The sequence below is a fragment of the Mesorhizobium comanense genome, assembly GCF_005503535.1.
Classification (GTDB): Bacteria; Pseudomonadota; Alphaproteobacteria; order Rhizobiales; family Rhizobiaceae; genus Mesorhizobium; species Mesorhizobium comanense.
On record NZ_SCNN01000008.1, the window covers coordinates 1 to 21,819 of the forward strand.

Consider the following 21,819-nt stretch of genomic DNA (forward strand, 5'->3'; position numbering starts at 1 on the left):
ACCACCGAAAGGATGACGTTCTGCTCATGCAGCACCTTGTAGTGCTTGAGGCTGTGCATCAGCGCCGTCGGCGCGCTGAGCGGATCGCTGGTCAGGAACACGGCGGTGCCGGACACCAGTTGCGGCTTCTTCTTCAGAAGGTTGCCGGCCAGGAAATCGAGCGGAATCTCGTTGCGGCGCGTCTTGTCGAACAGATAACGGCTGCCGCGCACCCAGGTCCACATGCCCAGCACGATGGTGAAGGCCACCAGCAGCGACGCCCAGCCGCCTTCGAACACCTTGACGATGTTGGAGGCGAAGAAGCCGATATCGATGAAAGCGAACAGCGCGGTCAGCGGGATCGCCACCGACAGTTTCCATTTCCAGATACGGGTCATGACGACGAAAAGCAGTACCGTCGTCACCAGCATGTTGCCGGTCACCGAGATACCGTAGGCGGAAGCCAGCTTGCTGGACTCGCCGAAGCCGACGACCAGCATCATGACCGCCAGCGCCAGCAAGAGGTTGACGCGCGGCATGTAGATCTGACCGGACTGTTTTTCGGACGTGTGCAGGATTTCGAGCCTCGGCAGCATGTTGAGCTGCACGGCCTGCCTGGTCAGCGAGAAGGCGCCCGAAATCACCGCCTGGCTGGCAATGACCGTTGCCGCCGTTGCCAACACCACCATCGGGATCAGCGCCCAACCCTCATTCATCTCGAAGAACGGATGGCCGACGACGCCGTTCTTGGCCAGCACGAACGCGCCCTGCCCGGCATAGTTCAAAAGCAGGCACGGAAACACGATCGAGAGCCAGGCCAGCACGATCGGTTTGCGCCCGAAATGACCGAGATCGGCATAAAGCGCCTCGGCGCCGGTGACCGCAAGGAATATGGCGCCGATGGTGACGAAGGCGACGTCGGGCGAATGGATCAGGAAGGCCACGATGTAGTGCGGGCTGATCGCCCACAGGATTTCCGGATCGCTGATGATATGGTTCAGGCCGGAAAGGCCGATGGCCAAGAACCATACCGCGGTCACCGGCCCGAACACCAGTCCCACCCCGCCCGTGCCAAAGCGTTGCACCGCAAAAACCATGGCGAGGATAACCAGGGTCAGCGGCACGACATAGGGCTGGAAGGCAGGGGTGACGACATTCATGCCCTCGACCGCAGACAGCACCGAGATCGCCGGCGTGATGACCGCGTCGCCGAAAAACAGCGAGGCGCCGACGATGCCGATGCCCAGGATGACCGCCGAGCGCTTCGGAAAACTGCCGCGCGCCAGCGCCATCAGCGACAGCACGCCGCCCTCGCCGCGATTGTCGGCACGCAACACGAACATGATGTATTTGATGGTGACGATGATCGTCAGCGACCAGATGATCAGCGACAAGACACCGAGGATATCCTCGCGCTGCGCAACGTTGCCGTGCGACGACGCCACCAGCGCCTCGCGAAACGCGTAGATCGGACTGGTACCGATATCGCCGTAGACGACACCGAGCGCGCCCAGCATCAGCACCTTGGTGCTATGCTGGTCGATTTCCGGATGGGTCGATTGTTCGACGACGGGTTCTGCCTCACTACCAGTATTGGCAAGGGCCATGGACGACACTCCGATAAGCGCGCGGTGCTCTACGCTTGCTGCGATGCAATATCAAGTGCCGTTGCGTGATGGCTCCCATGCCGGCAACGCTGGACTGCTTGAAAAATAGCCTGTGCCCGCACGTTGGATCCCAACATGGAGCCGCTGTTTATCCCCTAGATAGCGACTTGCGTGCCGATTTCTACCACACGCCCGGTCGGGATCTGGAAATATTCGGTCGCATCGGCCGCCGTGCGGGCCAACCCGATGAACAGCCTGTCCTGCCACACCGGCATTCCCGAATTGGGCGAGGCCTTGAGCGAGCGCCGCGACAGGAAGAACGACGTCGTCATGATGTCGAACTTCCAGCCCTGCTTGCGGCAGATCGCCAGGGCGCGCGGAATGTTCGGCTGCTCCATGTAGCCGAAGGTCAGCGTCACCCGCATGAACAGCTCGTTGACCGTCTCCATCTTGACCCGGTCGCTGTCGGGCACCACTGGCTGCGGCGCCGTCACCACCGAAAGGATGACGTTCTGCTCATGCAGCACCTTGTAGTGCTTGAGGCTGTGCATCAGCGCCGTCGGCGCGCTGAGCGGATCGCTGGTCAGGAACACGGCGGTGCCGGATACCAGTTGCGGCTTCTTCTTCAGAAGGTTGCCGGCCAGGAAATCGAGCGGGATCTCGTTGCGGCGGGTCTTGTCGAACAGATAGCGGCTGCCGCGTATCCACGTCCACATGATCAGCCCCATGAGGCTGGCGACCGTGATCGATACCCAGCCGCCCTCGAAGATCTTCACGATGTTTGCCAGGAAGAAGCCGCTGTCGATGACGCCGAACAACAAGGTCAGCGGCAAGGCGAGCGCCAGCTTCCATTTCCACAGTTTGCGCATGACGACGAACAGCAGAATGGTGGTCATCAGCATTTCGCCGGTCACCGAGATGCCATAGGCGGATGCCAGTGAACTCGAGCTGCCGAAACCCACGACCAGCAACATCACCCCCAGCGCTATGAGCAGGTTGACGCGCGGCATGTAGATCTGGCCGAGCTGCATCTCAGACGTATGCTGCACCTCGATGCGTGGCAGAAGGTTCAGTTGCACCGCCTGGCGCGTCAGCGAAAAAGCGCCCGAAATGACGGCCTGGCTGGCGATGACGGTCGCGGCGGTCGCCAGTCCCACCATCGGCATCAGCGCCCACTCGGGCAACATCTGGAAGAACGGATTGGTCGGCCTGCCGTCATTGGCCAGCACGAAGGCGCCCTGCCCGAAATAGTTGAGCAGCAAGCAGGGAAACACCACGGAGAACCATGCCAGCACGATCGGCTTGCGGCCGAAATGGCCGAGATCCACATAGAGCGCCTCGGCCCCGGTCACCGCCAGAAACACGGCGCCGACCGTGACGAAGGCGGCTGTCGGTGTGCTGGCGAGGTAGGCGACCGCGTAATAGGGATTGATGGCCAGCAGGATCGATGGATCGTCCATCAGGTGCCAGAGCCCCGCAACACCGATGGCCAGGAACCAAAGCGCCGTCACCGGCCCGAACACCGCCGCCACCTTTCCCGTGCCGAAGCGTTGCACCGAAAACAGGATGGCCAGGATGACCAGTGTGATCGGCACGACATAGGCGTCCAGCCTCGGGGTCACCACTTTGAGGCCTTCGACCGCCGACAGCACGGAGATGGCCGGCGTTATGATCGAATCGCCGAAAAACAGCGCCGCACCGCAAAGCCCGATACCCAGGATGAGTCGCGCGCCTTTGGGATAGGCGCTGCGCGCCAAGGACATCAGCGACAGCGTGCCACCTTCGCCCTTGTTGTCGGCACGAAGCACGAAGGCGACATATTTGATGGTCACGATGATCGTCAGCGCCCAGACGATCAGCGACAGCACGCCAAGCACGTGAATGCGCGTATCGATGCCGGGCGAAGCGTGAAGCGCCTCGCGAAAGGCATAGATCGGGCTGGTGCCGATATCGCCGTAGACAACCCCGAGCGCGCCCAGCATCAGCACCTTGGTGCTTTGCTGTTCGACCCCGGGATGGCCCGATTGCTCGACTGTTTCTGCCTCGCTACCGCGGCTGGCAAGGTCCATCGACCACTCCCGGGCAAGCGCGCGGTACTTCCTGCATGCTGCGATGCGGTATCAATTGCACGCTATGGCCGCCATACCTGCAAAGCGAAGCTCTATCCCCTACCAGCCGCAGGCTCCGAGAAACCGACGCACTGTGCCGGCCATGCCATACTCCAACGCGTCGGCTGTCAACCCATGTCCGATCGACACTTCGGCCAATGCCGGGATGCGGCGCGCCAGGTCCGGCAGATTCTTCACCGTCAGGTCGTGCCCGGCGTTGACATCAAGGCCCGCGGCAATAGCGGCATCAGCCGTTTTTCCCAACCTTTCCAATTCATTGGCGGCCTTTGCGGAGTCGGAATGGAAACTGCCGTAGGGGCCGGTGTAGAGCTCAATCCTGTCCGCGCCCGTGTCGCGCGCGGCCGCCATGCCTGCCGGATCGGCATCGGAAAACAGCGACACCCTGAAACCGCCCTTCTTCAGGCGCCGCACGATCGGGGTCAGGAACGCGGCATCGGCGGCGAAGTTCCAGCCATGATCCGATGTGGCCTGCGCCGGGTCATCGGGCACCAGCGTGACCTGCTCGGGTTGATTCTTTTCGACAAGCGCCAGGAAATCCTCGCTTGGATAGCCTTCCACATTGAATTCCGCCCGCGGAAACTCGTCATCGATCAGCGCCCTGATCGCAGGCAGGTCGGAGTAGCGCGTATGACGTTCGTCGGGACGCGGATGGACGGTCAGCCCATGCGCTCCGGCTGCCAGCGCAAGGCGGCCGATGCCGATCATATCGGGCCATGGCAGGTCGCGTCGGTTGCGCAGCATGGCTATGGCATTGAGGTTGACGGAAAGCTTTGCAGGCATGGGGTGCATCCGTGAAAATCAGTCAGAAGAAGGCACGCCACATCGATCCGTTCCGCCGCGGCGCGCCTGAGACCGGGCATCTATAGCGCCTTTGACGGGAACAGATAGGGGTTTCCGGTGTTCCAGAAGACCACACTGTCTGGCGAAAGGAGGCCCAGCCTTGAACTTCCTGCAATCCGTGCCCGCGATTCGTCGTATCGAAACCAGCCGCGACGACCTCTTCGCCATCGACGTGGTCGGACATGTCTCCGCCGCCGATGCCGAAAACCTGTTCGGCCTGCTGGAGGCGGCCTATGCGCTTCATCAAAGAATAGATGTGGCGGTGCGCATGATCGACCACGATGGCGTCGATTGGACCGACATCTCCGACGAGACCCTCAAGCATGGAGCCGTCCACGCCCTGGAACATATAGGCCGGTGCGCGGTGATCGGCAGTCCGGACTGGACCGTGGACGCACAGCATGCCCTGCCCGCATCCTCGCCAATCGAATTCCGGCATTTCAAGGCCGAGGACGAAGCCTCTGCCTGGGAATGGCTGGAGGCGTCAGTGGTCGATGCATAGCCAGCAGGATCTTGCCGCCAAGGTTTTTTGAACCGGGCCGCCAGGACCCACGTCGGTTCATCGGCGTCGGATTCGGGTATCTGAAAGGGACGTTATTCAGAGGAGAAATTCAGATAGACCCGTCGGCAAGCGCTATCTGACAATCGTCAATCGCTCGGCGGCCCGCGTGATCGCCGTATAAAGCCAGCGCTGGCGTGTTTCCTTGAAGGCCCAGCTTTCGTCGAACAGCACGATCTCGTTCCACTGCGAGCCCTGCGCCTTGTGGACGGTCAGGGCATAGCCATAGTCGAAATCGTCGAAGCGCTTCTTCTGCTGCCAGGGTATGTCGGCGTCCGGATCCTCGAACGCGGCCTTGAGCAGCTTGATCTTGGCCACGCCGCGGTCCGGATCGTCCTCCTCCGGCGAGACCAGAAGGTTGATGCCTGGCTTCACCGTTTCGCGCGACGAGGTCATCACCTTCCACAGCGAACCGTTGAGCAGGCCCTTGGCCGGATCGTTGCGCAGGCACACCAGCTTGTCGCCGGCCTGCGGATAGTCGGCATTGAAGCCTTTCAACTCGCGCAGGCGCTGGTTGTAGCGCCGCCGCGTGCGGTTGGTGCCGACCAGCACCTGATCGGCCCTCAGCACCAGTTCCTGGTTGACGTCTTCCTTGCCGATAACCTGCGCCGTGCCGTAGTCGCCGCGCATGAACTCGCGGCCCTCGCGCACGTCGAGCGCCAGCCGAAGGATCGGATTGTCGCGCGCCTGCCGGTGGATTTCCGTGAGCAGGAAATCCGGCTCGTGATCGGTGAAGAAGCCGCCGCCGGAGATCGGCGGCAACTGGCCGGGGTCGCCCAGCACCAGGATCGGCGTGCCGAAGCTCATCAGGTCGCGCCCGAGCTGTTCGTCGACCATCGAGCACTCATCGATGATGACCAGCGCCGCACGCGAGATCGGGCTTTGCCGGTTGAGCGAGAAAGTCGGCGACATCGAGGTCTTGCCGGTCACCTCGTCCTCGATCGATTCCTCGCCCTTGGGCCGGTAGATGAGCGAATGAATAGTGCGGGCATTGACCGCCCCCTTGGAGCGCAGCACCTGGGCCGCCTTGCCGGTGAAAGCCGCGAACTGCACCTGGCCGTCGACATGCTCGGCGAAATAGCGCGCCAGCGTCGTCTTGCCGGTGCCGGCATAGCCGAACAGCCGGAACAATTGCGGCTTGCCAGCCTTGAGCCAGCGGGCGACCGCCTGCAGCGCCTCGTCCTGTTGGGGGGAGAATTCCATCAGTGCGACAGACCGGATTCGTGGAGGAAAGACAAGCGCACCCGTCCCGTCATCGTCTTTTCTGCATCCCGAGAGCAGCGACCCTGTGGGCAGCATTAGCAGGAGACGAAAAGAACGTAAAGGGAACATCGCCGAGCAGCCCGCTTGCAGTGACAAGGCCGTATCACTATCGTCTGGTGGTGACGTGCAGGCAGCGCGCTCACGGGCCCAAGCCCGCAGTGAAGCCGCTGCACAAGCGCAATCCGTCTTCGACGGGTGCGCCTGGCTTAGTAAAAAGCCAGATCTGACATTCAATAAAAATGTGAAACAGCTTCCAGCCAGACGGCGATGCTTGGCCCTTGCGCCGGCAAAGCAGTAGGCAGACCTTGCGCGCGCCTGGCGAGGACAAGTGTTTCGCGCCCGGAAACTGCCGGAGGAGCGGATAGGCTGGCGTCTGAGGACGCGAGGAACCAGCGATCCAGTTTGGAGCATGGTCCGTCTCGACGGACGTTGTTCACGAACACGTTGCAGCCGGTGCAGAGAGGAAGCAGCAAGGAGGAGCAGCAATTGCTCGAAGCGTTTTTCAATCCGAAGCAGGAAGGGTCCTCGGTACGCACGGAAATCATCGCCGGCGTCACGACCTTCCTGACGATGTCCTACATCATCTTCGTCAACCCGGAAATCCTGTCCACCACCGGCATGGATCGTAACGCGATCTTCGTCGCGACCTGCGTGGCGGCGGCGCTCGGTTCCCTCATCATGGCGCTGGTGGCGCGCTGGCCAATCGGCATGGCGCCGGGCATGGGCCTCAACGCCTTCTTCGCTTTCACCGTCGTCGGAGCAATGGGCTTCACCTGGCAGCAGGCGCTGGGCGCGGTCTTCATATCAGGCCTGATCTTCCTGCTCCTGACCGTCACCGGCGTCCGCAGCTGGCTGATCGCCGGCATTCCCCAGTCCATGCGAAGCGCCGTCGCCGCCGGCATCGGCCTGTTCCTGGGCATCATCGCGCTCAAGAGCTCGGGGATCGTCGTTGCCAGCCAGGCCACGCTGGTGGAGCTCGGCAAGGTTACCGACACCGGACCGCTGCTGGCCATTCTCGGCTTCTTCATCATCGCGGCGCTCGACGCTCTGAAGGTGCGCGGCGCCATCCTGATCGGCATCCTGGTCGTCACCATAGTGTCGATGATCCTTGGCGTCAGCCACTTCAACGGCGTCGTGTCGATGCCGCCCTCCATAGCGCCGACCTTCCTGCAGCTCGACATTCTCGGCGCGCTGCACAGCGGATTGCTGCACGTCATCCTCGTCTTTGTCCTGGTCGAGGTGTTCGACGCCACCGGCACGCTGATCGGCGTCGCCAAGCGCGCCAAGCTGATCGAGGAAGGCAAGCCGAACCGGCTGGGCCGCGCCTTGCTTGCCGACAGCACGGCGATCGTGGCCGGCTCGCTGCTCGGCACGTCCAGCACCACGGCCTATGTCGAGAGCGCCTCGGGCGTTCAGGCCGGCGGCCGTACCGGGCTCACGGCACTGGTCATCGCCATCCTGTTTCTGGCGGCGCTGTTCTTCTCGCCGCTGGCTGGGGCGGTTCCCGTCTATGCGACCGCTCCGGCACTGCTCTATGTCGCGGGCCTCATGATGCGCGAACTGGTCGAGGTGGAATGGGAAGACATCACCGAAGCGGCGCCGGCGGCACTGACGGCCATGATGATGCCGCTGACCTACTCCATCGCCAACGGTCTCGCCTTCGGTTTCATCAGCTATGCCGTGCTGAAGACCCTCACCGGCCGTTTTCGCGACGTGCACCCGGCGACATGGATCGTGGCGATCCTGTTCGTCATCCGTTTCGCCATCGTCTGATCCCCGCGCTCAGCCGAGCGCGATGAGCGACGTGCCGGCGAACGCCAGCACCGCCCCCGCCCAGGCCGGACCCGGCGGCCTGTGGCCGGTGCGCAGCCAGACCATCGGCAAGACAAGAACCGGCGACAGGGACGACAATGTCGAGACGATCCCGACCTTGCCGCCGGCCAGCGCCGCCATGATGAGCGACATGCCCATGCCGGTGCCGATCAGCGCGCCGCAGATGCCGATGCCGATCGTCCGCGCCGATGGCCGGGGGCGCTTGGCGACGGCAGGCAATGGAACCACCAGCAGCAACAGGAACAGCGCGCCCGAAACACCGGTCCGGATCGCCATCGCGGTGAACGGATTGACGCCGGAGGCCATGACCGGACGCGCCACCAGCGCGCCGGCCGCCTGCCCGAGCGCCGCGACCAGCCCCAGGGCGAGCCCCACGGGTAAGGTCATCTGCCTCGGCGGCAGCACAGGGGCCTGGATGGGCGGCGTCGGGAAGATGCCTTCCGGCTGAACCCTGGCGGCACGCCCGAACAGGATGGCGAGCACGATGCCTGATATGACCAGCGCCACGCCTGCCAGTTTCACCGGGCCGACCGTCTCGCCCAGGAAAAAATAGCCCATGACGAGAGCAAAGGGCGAGGTCAGCGAGAAGACCAGCAGCGCCAAGCGCGGCCCGAGTGCGAATATCGACGAGATATAGGCCGATGACGCGATGAATATGCCGAACACGCCCGACGCAGCGAGATAGCCCGCCTGCCAGGGAGCAAGCCCGGCCCAGCCGCCCACCGCCGTCGCCGCTATTGCCGTGGCAATCGTCACCGCAACCGTTTGCAGCCGGGTCAGTGTCAAGGCGTCGATACGCCCGATCAATTCACCGGCCAGCATGCCGCTTGTGGCGATGCACAGGGCCGCGCCGATCGAAAGCATTTCCGACAGGTACATTCAGTCTCTCTTGATCGATACGGCGTTCTCGCCGGCTGGTTGCCTTCGCCCTGACGACGTGAGGGCTTGCACGACCCCAAAAGTCCGCTTCACCGTGCGGGTCCGAACTCCGGATCGTTCTCCAGCAGGATCGGCTTGCCATGCGGCGTGGCGTGCGCGGCACGCTCCCAGGCGTGCGCCATCGCATCGACGTCCTGCCTGGCGGCCAGCCCTTTCGACGCAAGCAGGCCTTCCAGTGCCGCCAGCCAGTGCTCGTAGTAATCGTGGCCGTCGGCTGCCGCACCGGGCTTCTTCACTTCTGCCGACAGCGCCTGTGCCCACTCGCCCCAGGAGAACAGGCCCCTGTCATGCAGGGCCACCACCATGGCAAAGGCCTCGGCCTGCCATGGCTCGGCGAACACGGGCGCGTCGAGGCCGGCGGGCAGATCAGCAGCGGCCCGCTTCGGTTCAGGCCGGCTCAAGATAGCTCTCCCAGGCATCGATCGAGACGGTCAGTGTCGGGTCGGCGCCATCGCCCCAGATCTTCGTCCCGTCGAAAACCACCGTATAGACCCATTGCGGGTTCTCGCCTTGCCCGTGCGCGTTGGTGTCGGGAAAGACAAATCCGTCGCGCACCGCTTCAATGGTGCCTTCCTTGCCGCGCGCATAGCGCGGCAGCCTGGTGTGGCCGGTCGGGTTGAAGTTCCGGGTTCGCACGCGCTCTCCCGCCTTGAAGCGCGGCGCCGTCGCCACTGGCCGGTCGCAGGGACCGCCCTTCGCCAGCACGGCGGGCACATTCTCCGCCTTCAGCACCCTTTTGGGGCTTGCCGCGGGATCGATCGCCTCGCCTGCGCCGAGATCACGTTCGCTGACGAAGCCGTGCCGCTTGAGCAAGGTCTCCAGCGCCTTGATCCATATCTGATAATAGCTCGAACCATAGTAATCGGCCGGATGCAGCGATTCCCGCGCATGCCTGCTCTCATCGATGTTCCAGGCGCCCATCGCGCCGGCACACAGCGTCACGCCAAGCGCCCGCCTCTCCCAGGCGGCATGGAAATAAGGCTCATCCTTTTCAGGCGCGACCGGGCCGAAACCCATCTGTCCGCCGAGATCCTGCGGCCCGTTCATGCCGGTTGCCCCGCCCGAGCGGTGCCGATCATGGCATCACGGCTCACCAGTTCCGCCAGTTGCTCCTCGCTCCAGCCATCGGTGCCCTCGGGCCGCAGCGGCACGACGAGATAGCGCAGCTCCGCGGTCGAATCCCAGACGCGTATCTTCGTTTCGGCAGGCAGCGTCAGCCCGAATTCCTCGAGCACGCCACGCGGGTCGATCACCGCGCGCGAACGGTAGGGTGGCGCCTTGTACCAGACCGGTGGCAGGCCCAGCACCGACCACGGATAGCAGGAACACAGCGTGCAGACGACGAGGTTGTGCGTATCTTCGGTGTTGAACACTGCCTGCATGTGTTCGCCTTGCCGGCCGGTATAGCTCAGCGATTCGATCGCAGCCGTGGCGTCGCGCCTCAACCAGTCCGCGAAATCGGGATCGTGCCAGGCCTTGGCCACCACCCTCGCCCCATTACGCGGGCCGATTTTCGTCTCATAAGTGTCGACGATGACGTCGATGGCGGCCGGATCGATCAGTCCCTTGCGGGTCAGGATGGTTTCCAGCGCCCGCACGCGCGCGGCAAACGGATCGAGTTCGTTGTCGTGATCATGATCATGGGACATGGCCGCAAATTACGGCCCCGATCCGCCTCCGGCAAGCGCAAGACCTTGGGCCAGCGGATCGTGGCGCTGGCCCTGCCGCGGTCCTCGCCTAGTTGATCACCTGCTCGCCATCAACCGATACATCCTGGCCCTCGCCGACGGCGACCGTGCGGTGAAGATTGAGCTTCTTGCCACTGAATGTCAGGATAACTTCCTGCTGCTCGCCGGAGCCTATAACCGGCACATCAATCACGAAGGTCTGCCCGTTCAGCCATGTTCCCCTGGCCTCGGTGATGAGGCCGATGCCGGGGTCGGAGGCCTTTGGCGCCCCCTTGCGATAGAACCCGTCGAGCCCGATCGGCTGGCTGTACTTCACGGACGAGCCGGCCGGATAGTGCAAGGAGAACTCGACGTCGAAATGCGGATGAGGGTCGGTGAGATCGAGCATGAACGACCTTAATCCAACGTCGTCGTCAAAGAATTTGTAGGTCTTGCCCGAGATCGCGGAAGCAATCACAGGCGTCGGACTAATGGACATCGGCTTTTCGATCGCGGCATCCTTGATGGCATCGGCAAGCTGCCTGATGGCGTCCGGGTTCAGCGGCAGCGCTGGCCCAGACTTGACCGCGCCGGAAACAGCATCGATCAGGGTTTTATACCGGACCTGCTTTCTGGCGGTGGTCACCACCACGACATCCAGGTCAGGAAACACCACGATCAACTGGCCGTTCTTGCCATCCATCCTGTAAACGTGCCTGTCGGGAAAAACCCAAATGAAATTCGAATAGCTCTCGTTCGGGTCACCCGACGCGTGCACATTCACGAGCGTATGGTTCAAGACATCCGCCCAGCCAGGTGGAAGAAGTGGCCTTCCCTCCCATTCGCCGTGGTGCAAGTAGAGATAACCGAGCTTCGCCATGTCGCGCGGCAGCAGATACAGCGCCTCCGCGCCTTTTGTGAGACCTTGAGGATCGCGATCCCAATGCCAGCTTTGGATGCCGAGCGGATCGAAAAGCCTTTCCCTCGCATAATCCTCGGCAAGCTTGCCGGTCAGCTTGGTTATAACAGCCGAAATCAGCTCAGGGTTTCCGTTGCTGTAATTGAAAACCTGCCCCGGCGGATGCGCCATGGGGCGATCGAGGATGAACTGGGTCCAGTTGGAGCTTCGGTACAGATCATTCAACGATTGCTGCTTGCCGCCCTCAAATCCCTGATCCCAATCGAGCCCTGAAGTCATGTCCAACAGGTTTTGAACCGTGATAGCCCTCTTTCGATCATCGACATCGGCAATCCGGCGATCGGTGAAAAAATCCAGCACGGGATGATCGAGACGGTCGAGCAAGCCGTCCTTGTAGACCATGCCGAGAAGAGTGCCGGTGACCGCCTTTGTCGAAGAGTAGATCTCATGCGGAACATCCGCCGTGTAAGGTGCGTAGTAGGCTTCCGTGACGATCCGCCCGTGCCGCACGACGAGCAGGCTGTCAAAGCTGTGGCTCGCGCCATAGCCGACAAGCCTCGCGAGCGCGGCGGAATCCATGCCTTGCTCCTCAGGCGTCGACGTCAGCCATCCCTTGGTCGGCCACAGATCCGGATCCTCGGCACGCGCCGGGCTAAGGCAAGTGAGCAGAGCGCACAGGCTCATCGCACTCAAAACGAAACGTCTTTTGGTTTGCATGTCCATGACCATCTCCAATCTCGCGGAGACCATGTCGAAAGGCGCAGGCGCGGTCTCGCCGGATGTTGAAAACGGCTTGCCGATTTCTCAACGTAGCTCGCCGACTCCACGAATCGGTGCGTCGCTAAGCCGTTCGGATGGCGTCTTGGCGAAAGCGAAACGGCGAAACTCGCTTGGCGTCAGGCCGGTGTCGGCCTTGAAGGCACGGTTGAACGGGCCGAGCGACTGGAAGCCGGCGTCCATTGCGATGGTTAGGACCGGCACATCCTTCTGGCTGTCATCGGCGAGAGCCGTCTTGGCCTCGTCGATCCGGTAGTGGTTGAGGAACGCATTGAAATTGCGGAAGCCAAGGCCCTCGTTGATGACTTGGCGCAGCCGGTATTCCGGCAGGCGCATCAGCGCGGCGAGAGAGCCGATGGTCAGCCCCTCACGGCGATAGGCGCGCTCGACCGTCATCAGACGCTCCAGGCGGCCGAGCAGTGCCGGTTCGATCGCTGCACGGCCGTCGTTGCGGACCGCTGCGGAAGAAAGCCGGTTGGCGGAACCAATAGCTGGCTCCAGCGCGAGCGTGCGAACAGGCGGGGCCGTGCGGAACAGCGTCCAGCCGGCGAGCGCGGCCAATAGGCAAAGACCGAGCGCGTTGGCCAGGTTCCGGGCCGGCGAAGACCAAGTCAGGGCTGCGACGGAAGAGAGATTCGCGGCCGAGTTGGCGGCGATATACGCCAGCGTCCCCATCAGCACGGCGACGCGCAGCCGCCGCCGCCCGGCGACCAGATCCATGCGCCAGCTGGCAATCGTCTGCATGATGGCGAGCATCCCGAAGCCAAGATTGGCGAGCATCAAGGCCCTGTTGATCGCCGTGGCAGCGGAGCCCCCAATCGAGGCGTAGGACACTGTCAGCCCCAGACCGACCGCGGCGGCCCAGACGCCGGCATGCCAGGGGCGGAAGACGAAGTCGTCGTCGAAAACCACCCGAGCCCAGAGCCAGAAGACGACCGGCGTGCCCGACGATAGTGCAATGAGCGGCAGGCTCGCCCAATGCCACTGCGACGGGAAGCCTGGCGCCTCGAGGATCGCGGAAGCGGCGCCCGCTCCGGCCAGCGCAGCGCGGATGAACTCGGCGGGACGATGGCGCAGAAAGACCGCGGCGATCATCAGGAGCAATCCAGCCGCCGCGCCGCGACAACCATTGTCGAGGGCGATCAAACCTGGGCTGGTCACTCTCGCGAACCCTCCGCCGCCCTGCTCTCAGGCAACCTGCATTATTCGGCCGCCGTCTTTTGCGGCTCGCGCGGGATATCGTCGTTGTTGCCGAACAGCGAGGGCTGGTCGCCGCTGTCGAGGACCTCGGCCTCGGCTTTCCGCTTCGGCATGAGCCCGACCAGCCAGCCCGAGAACCTCTCGAAATAGACATAGATCACTGGCGTGACGAAGAGGGTCAGCGCCTGCGAGGCAAGCAGGCCGCCGACGACGGCGACACCGAGCGGCTGGCGCAGCTCGGCGCTGGCGCCGGTGCCGAGCGCGATCGGGAACGTGCCCATCAGCGCGGCAAGCGTCGTCATCATGATCGGCCGGAAGCGCATCAGGCAGGCCTTGTGGATGGACTCCGTGGCCGACATGCCCTCCCGTCGCAACTCCAGCGCGACGTCGACCATCATGATGCCGTTCTTCTTGACGATGCCGATCAGCATCAGGATGCCGATCACGGCGATCACGGACAGATCCATGCCGGCGAAGCGCAAGGCGACAACCGCCCCGAGCACAGCCGACGGCAGGCCCGTGAGAATGGTCAGCGGGTGGATGAAACTCTCGTACAGGATGCCGAGCACGATATAGATGGTCAGGATCGCGCCGCCGATCAGCAGGCCCTGGTTGGCAAGCGAATCCTGGAATGTCTTGGCGGTGCCGGCAAAGGTGGTCGAAATCGCCTTCGGCATGCCGATCTGGTCTTTGAGTTGCTGGATGCGGGTGACGCTGTCACCCAGCGCGATGCCTTGCGGCAGGTTGTAGGAGATCGTCACCGCTGGAAGCTGGCCGAGCTGGTTGACCGTCAGGGCGCCAGCCGTGCGATCGACCCTGGAGAAGGCGCCGAGCGGAACCAGACTGCCGCTCGCCGTTCGCACCTGGATGGCGAGCATGCGCTCGGGCGACCACTCGATCTTGGGATCAAGCTCGGTGATGACTTCATAGCTGTCGGCCGAACCGAAGATCGTCGACACCTGGTCGGTGCCGAATCCGCCGTAGAGGGCGGTTCGCAGCGTATCGGTATCGATGCCGAGCTGGGCGGCCTTGTCGCGGTCCACCACCAGCGACGCCTGCAAAGCATTGTTCTGCAGGTCGCTGGTGACGTCGGTGAAGGTCTGATGGTCGGCCGCCATCGCATCGTTCAGCTTCTGCGCCCAGATATCGGTCTGGCCGGTATCAAGCCCCTGCACCACGAGCTGGTAGGCGCTGGCGGACGAGCGCGAACCGAGCCGCAGATTCTGCACCGGCTGCATGTAGGTCTCGATGCCCGCCACGCCGGAGAGTTGCTTGCGCAGGTCCGAAAGCACCTTTTCGATATTGGGACGCTGGTCCTTGGCCTTGAGCTGGACGAAGAGCTGCCCCTGGTTGAGCGCGTTGTTGCCGCTGCCCGCCGACCACGCGACATGGTCGACATAGGGTGACTTCGAGAAGACGCTGGCCACCTGCCCTTGCAGCTTGGCCATGGCGTCGAAGGAGATGTCCTGGCGCGCGATGGTGGTGACCGAAATCTGGCCGATATCCTCCTGCGGGAAGAAGCCCTTCGGCGAAACCTGGATCAGCCAGACCGACCCCGCCGCCGTGCCGACGAAAACGAGGAACACCAGGAAAGTGTGTCGCAGGCAGAAACTCAGGATACGGTCATAGCCGCGCGTGATGAAATCACGCTTGTGGCCGGCGCCATGCGCCTCGCGGTCGGCCTTGCTCACCGACAGCAGCCGCGAACACAACATCGGCGTCAGCGTCAGTGACACGAACATCGAGGCCAGGATGGCGACCGTCACCACGACGGCGAACTCGTTGAAGATGCGGCCGATCACCCCGCCCATCAGCAGAACGGGAATGAAGACCGCCACGAGCGAAATCGAGATCGAGATGATGGTGAAGCCGATTTCGCGTGCGCCTTTCAACGATGCTTCGAAGGCCGACAGCCCATCCTCCTCCATGTGGCGGAAGATGTTTTCGAGCATCACGATGGCATCGTCGACGACCAGGCCGACGGCAAGCGTCAGACCCATCAGCGAGATGTTGTCGATGGAAAAGCCGAACAGGAACATCGCGCCGAGCGTGGCGATCAGCGAGATCGGCACCGCCACGGCCGGGATGATGGTCGCCGTCACCCGGCGCAGGAACACGAAGATCACCATCACCACCAGCACGATGGTCAAGAGCAGCGTGAACTGCACGTCGTCCACGGCCTGCCGGATCGAGGTCGAGCGGTCGTTGAGAAGCTTGATCGAGGCGGCGGCCGGCATCTGGTCCTGGAAGGACGGCAGCATCGCCTTGACCTTGTCGACCACGTCGACCGTATTGGCATCGGGCTGGCGCTGCACGGCCATGATGATCGCGCGGGTGCCGTCATACCAGCTTGCTGTCGTCGTGGTCTGCACGGAATCGACCACGCGCGTCACTTCGCCCAGCCGCACCGGGTGACCATTCTTGGTCGCGATGATGAGGTTCGAGAAGCCGGCGGCATCGGTGAGCTGCGTGTTGGCGGTGATGGTCAGCTGCTGCTTGTCGTTCTGGAGCACGCCCAGCGGCGTGTTGCTGTTGGCGGACGCGACCGCCGCCTGCAGCTGGTCGATCGAGATACCGCGCGCGGCAAGCGCGGTCGGATCGATCTGGATGCGCACCGCGTATTTCTGCTGGCCGTAGATGGAGACCTGCGCCACGCCGTCGATGGTGGACAGCGATGGCGAGATCACGTTTTCGGCGAAGGCGTCGAGATCGGTCAGCGGAACCGTGTCGCTGACCAGCGACATCAAGAGGATCGGCGCGTCGGCGGGATTGACCTTGCGGTAGCTCGGCGGCGACGTCATCTGCGGCGGCAGCGATTTCTGCGTGCGCGCGATTGCCGCCTGCACGTCGGCCGCGGCCGCGTCGATGTCGCGGTTGAGCACGAACTGGATGGCGATAGAGGTCTGGCCGAGCGAGTTGGTGGTCGAGATGGAATCGATGCCCGCGATGGTCGCGAACTGCTTGATCAGCGGCGTCGCCACCGACGTCGCCATGGTTTCCGGCGAAGCGCCGGGCAACGAAGCCGAGACGTTGACGACAGGGAATTCGGCGCTTGGCAGCGCCGCCACCGGCAGGAACTTGTAAGCGAACAGTCCGCCCAGCACGAGGGCGAACGACATCAGAAGGGTGGCGACCGGCCTGCGTATGCAGAATTCGGAGATCATCGGGCTGCCTCGCCGGCATTGGTCGCCTCGGCCACCTTCGGCGCCCCGGTGCTCGCGGTGGCGTTGCCTTCATGCACGGCGGCGCCGTCCTTCAGCCTTGTCTGGCCCTCCGTGACGACCTTCTCGCCGCTTTTCAGCCCCTGGCTGATGGCGCTGTTGTCGCCCTCGGTCAGCGCAACCTGAACCGGGCGCATCTCGACCGTGTTGTCCGGCTTAACCACATAGACGAACGGCCCCTTCTGGCTGGGCTGAACCGCCACGGTCGGAACGGACGTCATCTGCGGCATGATGCCGGCATCCAGGATGACGTTCACATACTGGCCGGGCCACAGCGAAAGATCGGCATTGGGAATACTGGCCCGCGTGGCGATCGTGCCCGAAGCGGTATCGACGCTGGAATCGACGAAGTCGAGCGTGCCCTTGCCGATCGGCGTCGGGTCGCCGTCCTTGGTCAGCGTCACCGCACCTTGCTGCGGGTTGGCCAGCGCCTTGTGCAGCAGCGCGAGGTTGCTTTCGGGGAGATTGAAGTTGACCTGCAGCGGGTCCATCTGGGTGATGGTGACGAGCGGAGTCGAGGATGAGCTGTTGCCGTTTGAGGTGGTCACGAGGTCGCCGACGGCGACGCTGACCGCACCCAGCCGGCCGGCGATCGGCGCCGTGATGGTGGCGTAGCTCAGTTGGACCTTGTCGGCATCGATCGTCGCCTGGTCGGCGTCGATGGTGGCGGCCGCGGCCTTCTGAGCCGCAAGTGCCTGGTCATAAGTCTGCTGCGTGCCAGCCTGCTTGGCCACGAGATCCTTGGCCCGGGCAAGATCCGCCGTCGCGCTGGCAAGCAAGGCCTGGTCCTTGGCCAGCGTGGCCTGGTCTTTGGCGAGCTGCGCCTTCAGGGCGCGATCGTCGAGCGAGAACAGGAGATCGCCGGCCTTGACCATCTGACCGTCCTTGACGTCGATCGACACGATCTGGCTGGAGACGCGCGCATTGATGCTGACCACGGCGGGAGAGGAAACGAAACCGATGGCATAGCGGCGGACCGGGAAATCGGCTGTCGTCGCGGTCGCCGAAACGATCGAAGCCGAGCGAGCGCTGCCGCCGCCCTGCTTGTCCGATGCCTTTTTGTCGGCTGCCGGCTTGCCAGCCGTGTCTGCCGCCGCGACCGGCTTGGTGCCGATCATCTGCTGGACCTTGCCCAGCGTGTCAGGGGACAGATAGAGCCAGGCCGCCCCCGCACAGGCGATTGCAAGCAGCGAAAGAATGACTTTTCCACGCATCGTCAAAGTGCCCTCTCCGTCCGACACGCCGTTGCAAGGTGGTCGTTTCTAGCACAAATCACGGCTGATTGCCCCGATTTAGCCGAATAGATAGGACAGGCGTTTGTCGGAAAAGGGCCAAAACACGGCATTACGAAGATTTAATATGCACTGCACAATGGATAGGCAGCCGGCTACGATCACGGGCGTACGCCCGTCATTGGCCCCAAAAGCCGGGCTCTAAACCTTGCCCAGATGCTTCGGCCAGAATTCCTCATGGACTTCGGCGGCTTCTTCTTCGAGGTTCGGGCCAACCACGGTGACGATGCGCGCGCCGGTTTGCAGCACCGCGCGGCTCGGCACGTTCAACCCGATCCCGGCGATCTCGCCAAGCCGCGCTTCGGAACACGCAAACACCATACGCCCGATGCCCGACCAGTAAATCGCCCCGGAGCACATCGCGCACGGCTCCGTGCTGGTGTAGAGCGTGCAATCGGCGAGAAAAGCAGTGTCGTAGTGTTGCGCCGCCAGTTTAACCAGGTTCATCTCGGCGTGGTTCGTCATGTCGTGGCCGGTGAAGACGCTGTTTTCGGCGCGCAGGATGACGTCGCCGTCCTTCACCAGAACCGAGCCAAACGGTTCGTCGCCGCGTTCCATCGCGGATTTCGAGAGCGCAATCGCCTCGCGTAAAAACGGCTCGTGGCTTTCCATCGAACTCCCCCAAGAGGCTGAGCCGATCTTGTCTTCAAGCGAAGGAATTTCCAAGGGGCTGCAGATCAGATTCAAGCCGGCGATCTGCATCCGGCCCTGATCCATGCGTCCTGAGCCTATTTCAGCATCGGCCAAAGCGTCGCCGCCAGCAGCGCGCCCATCGCGATGTTGAACCATTTCAGCCGCACCGGATCCGAGAGGAACCCCCGCAGCGCCGTGCCGAACCCCGCCCATATCGAAACGCTCGGCAGGTTAACGATGGTGAAGGCGATCGAGATCAACACCACCGACAAGAACGGGTGCTCGGCATTGGCGTAGACGGCCATTGCCGTGATCGCCATCACCCACGCCTTAGGATTGACCCACTGGAACGCGGCGGCGTCGATGAAGCGCATCGGCCGCGCCTTCGCCTCTCCTTTGCCGCTGAGCGAGCGCGACATGGCGATCTTCCAGGCGAGATAGAGCAGATAGGCGGCGCCGGCGATCTTCAGCCCGGTGTGCAGCGCCGGAAACGCTGTCAGCACGGCGCCAAGCCCGAAGCCGACGGCGAGCAACAGGACGAGAAAGCCGATGCTGATGCCCAGCATATGCGGTATCGTCCGGGTAATGCCGAAATTGACGCCGGAGGCCAGAAGCATGAGATTGTTCGGCCCCGGCGTGATCGAGGTCACGAAGGCATAGACAAGCAGTGCGAGGAATGCGTCGAGTGACATCGGGTCCAACAAGGTCAGCAATGCTGACTTAGATAGCCGACGTGTCGGACGCAACCACAATCCTTTGGGCCAGCAGCCGCCTTGCGACTTCAGCCGGCCGGATACCCGTCATCTGCCGGGAGACGGAGCCGGCAGATGACTGTTCGCGCCAGGCACGGTCTGTTCCCTGCCGCGCAGGCGGCGTAGCCCCTTCCGTCTCGGGGTGTTCTCCGGAAGCTTCACGCCGTGCGCCAAACCGAGGCCTGCAAGGACCCGGATGAAGATCCATCCGAGATCGATCTGCCCGCGCTCCAGGCCAAGCCGCGCGGATTCGGGGAAGGCGTGATGATTGCCGTGAAAACTCTCGCCGAACGTCACCAGGCCGAAACGCGGCAGATTGTAGCCCTGCACCGCCACGCCATCGACGCACCAACCCTGGTCGCCGCCACGATGCGCGAAATGCCCGACCAGCCAATGTCCGGTCAAGGAGACGGAAACACGCACCGCGATCCCCCAGACCACCCAGCTCCAGCCGCCAAGCAGCAGGAAGGCAATCGCCCATGGCAGTTGCTGCAGCATCCATGTGCGTTCGAGGAATTTGTAGAACCGGTCATTCCGGATCGACGGCTCGATGACGAAATCGGGCGGATTGCGCAACGCGACGGCGCAATGCATCTGCCAGAAGGCGTCGATGAAGAAGGGCCGGCGGTGGGCATGCAGGTCGTGGCAGGCGGTCTGGCGCTGCGCCCAGTCGCGGATATCGTGCGCATAAATCATGCCGAACGGGCCGGCCATGCCGACCAGCACGCCGAGATAGACCAATGCGTGTTCGATCCAGATATGAACCTTGAACGACCGGTGGATGAGCAGCCTATGCATGCCGACAGAATGCCCGGCGCAGATCGTGACCGCCGTCATCACGACGAACAGCGCAAAGGCGCTCCAGTTGAAAGTAAGCGGCCCGAACACGATGGCGATAACGGTCATCGCGCCGACCCAGATCGACTTGGCCGGCATCCAGACAACGCGGCCATCGCGTGCGTCGCTCTCGTGCCGGGAAATCATCCTGCCCGTGGAAATGGTCTTCATCGGGAACCCCTCCTCGCATGAACATTTTCCGAACCCAGCCTTGCCTTTTGGGGTTTCGACCCGTATTTAGGCAATAAGCTAATCATCTACTATGGCAGATTAGGTATTTAGGCAATAGTCTAAATTCGAAATCAAAAAGCGGGCAGAAGGCGCGCATGCCTTCGCGAGCCATGAGGCGGCAGGACGTGATCGAAGAAAAAACATCGGATGGCGAAACGACCGCCGGCGCCAGCGGCGCCATACAGCGCGTGTTCGAAGCGCTGTCGTCGCAACCCCGGCGCAAGATACTCGCCTATCTCGCGCACTCGTCGCTGACCGCGGGCGAGATCGCGGCGCGCTTCGACATGTCAAAGCCGTCCATCTCGCAGCATCTGAACATCCTGGAGACGGCTGGTCTCATCGCCAGGGAGCGGCAGGGCCAGTTCATCCACTACTCGCTGGTCGAGAACAATCTGGTGAACACCCTCAATGGCTTCGTTCAGGATGTCTGCCCCGTTTCGCGGCCGCTGAAAAAGGAAAGCAAGGCCCTGGCCAGCGCCAAGGGCGAAGTCCCGCCGGCAGAACCGCAGGGGTGATCCGCCGGCGCCGTATGAGGCTCTACATCCCCTGCGGGCCTCGGTTCATGGCCGCCACGCCGGTGCGGCAGATCTCCACCAGGCCGAGCGGCTTCATGATGGCGATGAACTGGTCGAGCTTGGAACCCTTGCCAGTGATCTCGAAGATGAAATGCTCGGTGTTGGCGTCGATGACGCTGGCGCGGAAAGCGTCCGCCAGGCGCAGCGCTTCGACCCGGGCCTCGCCGGTGCCGGCGACCTTGACCAGCGCCAGTTCCCGCTCGAGCGGCCGCTCCTGACCAAGCTCGTGCGAACGGACGGAAAGATCGACCACACGATGCACCGGCACGATGCGTTCCAGCTGGTTCTTGATCTGCTCCATCACATGCGGCGTGCCGCGCGTCACGATGGTGATGCGTGACAGGTGCTTTTCATGCTCGGTTTCCGAGACGGTAAGGCTCTCGATGTTGTAGCCGCGCCCGGAGAATAGCCCGATGACCCGGGCAAGCACGCCCGGCTCGTTGTCGACCAGCACGGAAAGCGTGTGCGTCTCCGGCTTCTCGGTTTCCTTGGCGATGAAGTAGGCGGAACCGGTCGGTTGAAGGTGCTGTGCCATGGTCTTGTCCTGTCTCTGGCCGGCCTCTCGC

Annotated in this window: 19 protein-coding genes; 3 read left to right on the forward strand and 16 right to left on the reverse strand. The window is 63.1% G+C overall.

All coding sequences use genetic code 11. The features are described 5' to 3' along the window. The 3 genes from FFS37_RS15415 to FFS37_RS15425 form a co-directional block, all read right to left on the reverse strand. A partial coding sequence (locus FFS37_RS15415) for a potassium transporter Kup (RefSeq protein WP_137931812.1) occupies window positions 1-1,586 on the reverse strand: 1,586 nt, incomplete at its 3' end. Window positions 1,587-1,741: 155 nt separating this feature from the next. Continuing rightward, a complete protein-coding gene (locus FFS37_RS15420; RefSeq protein WP_137931813.1) occupies window positions 1,742-3,655 on the reverse strand; it encodes a potassium transporter Kup in 1,914 nt (637 codons plus the stop codon). A 99-nt stretch (window positions 3,656-3,754) separates the two neighbouring features. Next, window positions 3,755-4,495: a pyridoxine 5'-phosphate synthase gene (locus FFS37_RS15425; RefSeq protein WP_137931814.1), complete on the reverse strand. Its 741-nt coding sequence runs from the start codon at window positions 4,493-4,495 to the stop codon at window positions 3,755-3,757. A gap of 160 nt (window positions 4,496-4,655) precedes the next feature. On the opposite strand from FFS37_RS15425, the gene FFS37_RS15430 reads away from it, so the two are divergent. Next, complete coding sequence (locus tag FFS37_RS15430) at window positions 4,656-5,057, forward strand: SpoIIAA family protein (RefSeq protein WP_137931815.1); 402 nt, start codon at window positions 4,656-4,658, stop codon at window positions 5,055-5,057. A 132-nt stretch (window positions 5,058-5,189) separates the two neighbouring features. On the opposite strand, the gene FFS37_RS15435 is transcribed toward FFS37_RS15430, so the two are convergent. Then, window positions 5,190-6,317: an ATP-dependent DNA helicase gene (locus tag FFS37_RS15435; RefSeq protein ID WP_137931816.1), complete on the reverse strand. Its 1,128-nt coding sequence runs from the start codon at window positions 6,315-6,317 to the stop codon at window positions 5,190-5,192. Between the two features lie 546 nt (window positions 6,318-6,863). On the opposite strand from FFS37_RS15435, the gene FFS37_RS15440 reads away from it, so the two are divergent. Further along, window positions 6,864-8,150, forward strand: a complete 1,287-nt coding sequence (locus FFS37_RS15440) for an NCS2 family permease (RefSeq protein ID WP_137931817.1) — start codon at window positions 6,864-6,866, stop codon at window positions 8,148-8,150. Window positions 8,151-8,159: 9 nt separating this feature from the next. Here FFS37_RS15440 and FFS37_RS15445 read toward each other — a convergent pair whose 3' ends face one another. The 11 genes from FFS37_RS15445 to FFS37_RS15495 form a co-directional block, all read right to left on the reverse strand. Continuing rightward, entirely contained in the window at window positions 8,160-9,089 is a 930-nt protein-coding gene (locus FFS37_RS15445; RefSeq protein WP_137931818.1) for a DMT family transporter, read from the reverse strand. A gap of 89 nt (window positions 9,090-9,178) precedes the next feature. Further along, window positions 9,179-9,568, reverse strand: coding sequence for a nitrile hydratase accessory protein (locus tag FFS37_RS15450; protein WP_137931819.1), 390 nt, complete (start codon window positions 9,566-9,568; stop codon window positions 9,179-9,181). Further along, window positions 9,537-10,196, reverse strand: coding sequence for a nitrile hydratase subunit beta (gene nthB, locus FFS37_RS15455; RefSeq protein ID WP_137931820.1), 660 nt, complete (start codon window positions 10,194-10,196; stop codon window positions 9,537-9,539). Before nthB ends, FFS37_RS15450 begins: the two co-directional genes overlap by 32 nt. Continuing rightward, window positions 10,193-10,798: a nitrile hydratase subunit alpha gene (nthA, locus tag FFS37_RS15460; protein WP_137931821.1), complete on the reverse strand. Its 606-nt coding sequence runs from the start codon at window positions 10,796-10,798 to the stop codon at window positions 10,193-10,195. Before nthA ends, nthB begins: the two co-directional genes overlap by 4 nt. An 88-nt stretch (window positions 10,799-10,886) precedes the next feature. Next, entirely contained in the window at window positions 10,887-12,458 is a 1,572-nt protein-coding gene (locus FFS37_RS15465; protein WP_232375682.1) for a serine hydrolase domain-containing protein, read from the reverse strand. An 81-nt stretch (window positions 12,459-12,539) separates the two neighbouring features. After that, window positions 12,540-13,673, reverse strand: coding sequence for a helix-turn-helix domain-containing protein (locus tag FFS37_RS15470; RefSeq protein WP_232375683.1), 1,134 nt, complete (start codon window positions 13,671-13,673; stop codon window positions 12,540-12,542). A 41-nt stretch (window positions 13,674-13,714) separates the two neighbouring features. Further along, window positions 13,715-16,876 (reverse strand): efflux RND transporter permease subunit, encoded by a 3,162-nt coding sequence (locus tag FFS37_RS15475; protein WP_137931822.1) that lies wholly within the window; start codon window positions 16,874-16,876, stop codon window positions 13,715-13,717. Then, on the reverse strand, window positions 16,873-18,147 hold the full coding sequence (locus FFS37_RS15480; RefSeq protein ID WP_137931823.1) for an efflux RND transporter periplasmic adaptor subunit: 1,275 nt from the start codon (window positions 18,145-18,147) through the stop codon (window positions 16,873-16,875). Before FFS37_RS15480 ends, FFS37_RS15475 begins: the two co-directional genes overlap by 4 nt. A 219-nt stretch (window positions 18,148-18,366) precedes the next feature. After that, window positions 18,367-18,837, reverse strand: coding sequence for a nucleoside deaminase (locus FFS37_RS15485; RefSeq protein ID WP_137932042.1), 471 nt, complete (start codon window positions 18,835-18,837; stop codon window positions 18,367-18,369). A gap of 116 nt (window positions 18,838-18,953) precedes the next feature. Further along, window positions 18,954-19,550, reverse strand: coding sequence for a LysE family translocator (locus FFS37_RS15490; RefSeq protein ID WP_137931824.1), 597 nt, complete (start codon window positions 19,548-19,550; stop codon window positions 18,954-18,956). Window positions 19,551-19,658: 108 nt separating this feature from the next. Continuing rightward, window positions 19,659-20,618 (reverse strand): acyl-CoA desaturase, encoded by a 960-nt coding sequence (locus FFS37_RS15495; protein ID WP_137931825.1) that lies wholly within the window; start codon window positions 20,616-20,618, stop codon window positions 19,659-19,661. A gap of 188 nt (window positions 20,619-20,806) precedes the next feature. Here FFS37_RS15495 and FFS37_RS15500 point away from each other — a divergent pair, with 188 nt between their 5' ends. Then, window positions 20,807-21,193, forward strand: a complete 387-nt coding sequence (locus tag FFS37_RS15500) for a metalloregulator ArsR/SmtB family transcription factor (protein ID WP_408631438.1) — start codon at window positions 20,807-20,809, stop codon at window positions 21,191-21,193. A gap of 22 nt (window positions 21,194-21,215) precedes the next feature. Here the strand turns inward: FFS37_RS15500 and ilvN are convergent, their stop codons facing one another. Further along, window positions 21,216-21,788: an acetolactate synthase small subunit gene (gene ilvN / locus FFS37_RS15505; protein WP_137931827.1), complete on the reverse strand. Its 573-nt coding sequence runs from the start codon at window positions 21,786-21,788 to the stop codon at window positions 21,216-21,218. Between the last annotated feature and the right edge of the window lie 31 nt (window positions 21,789-21,819).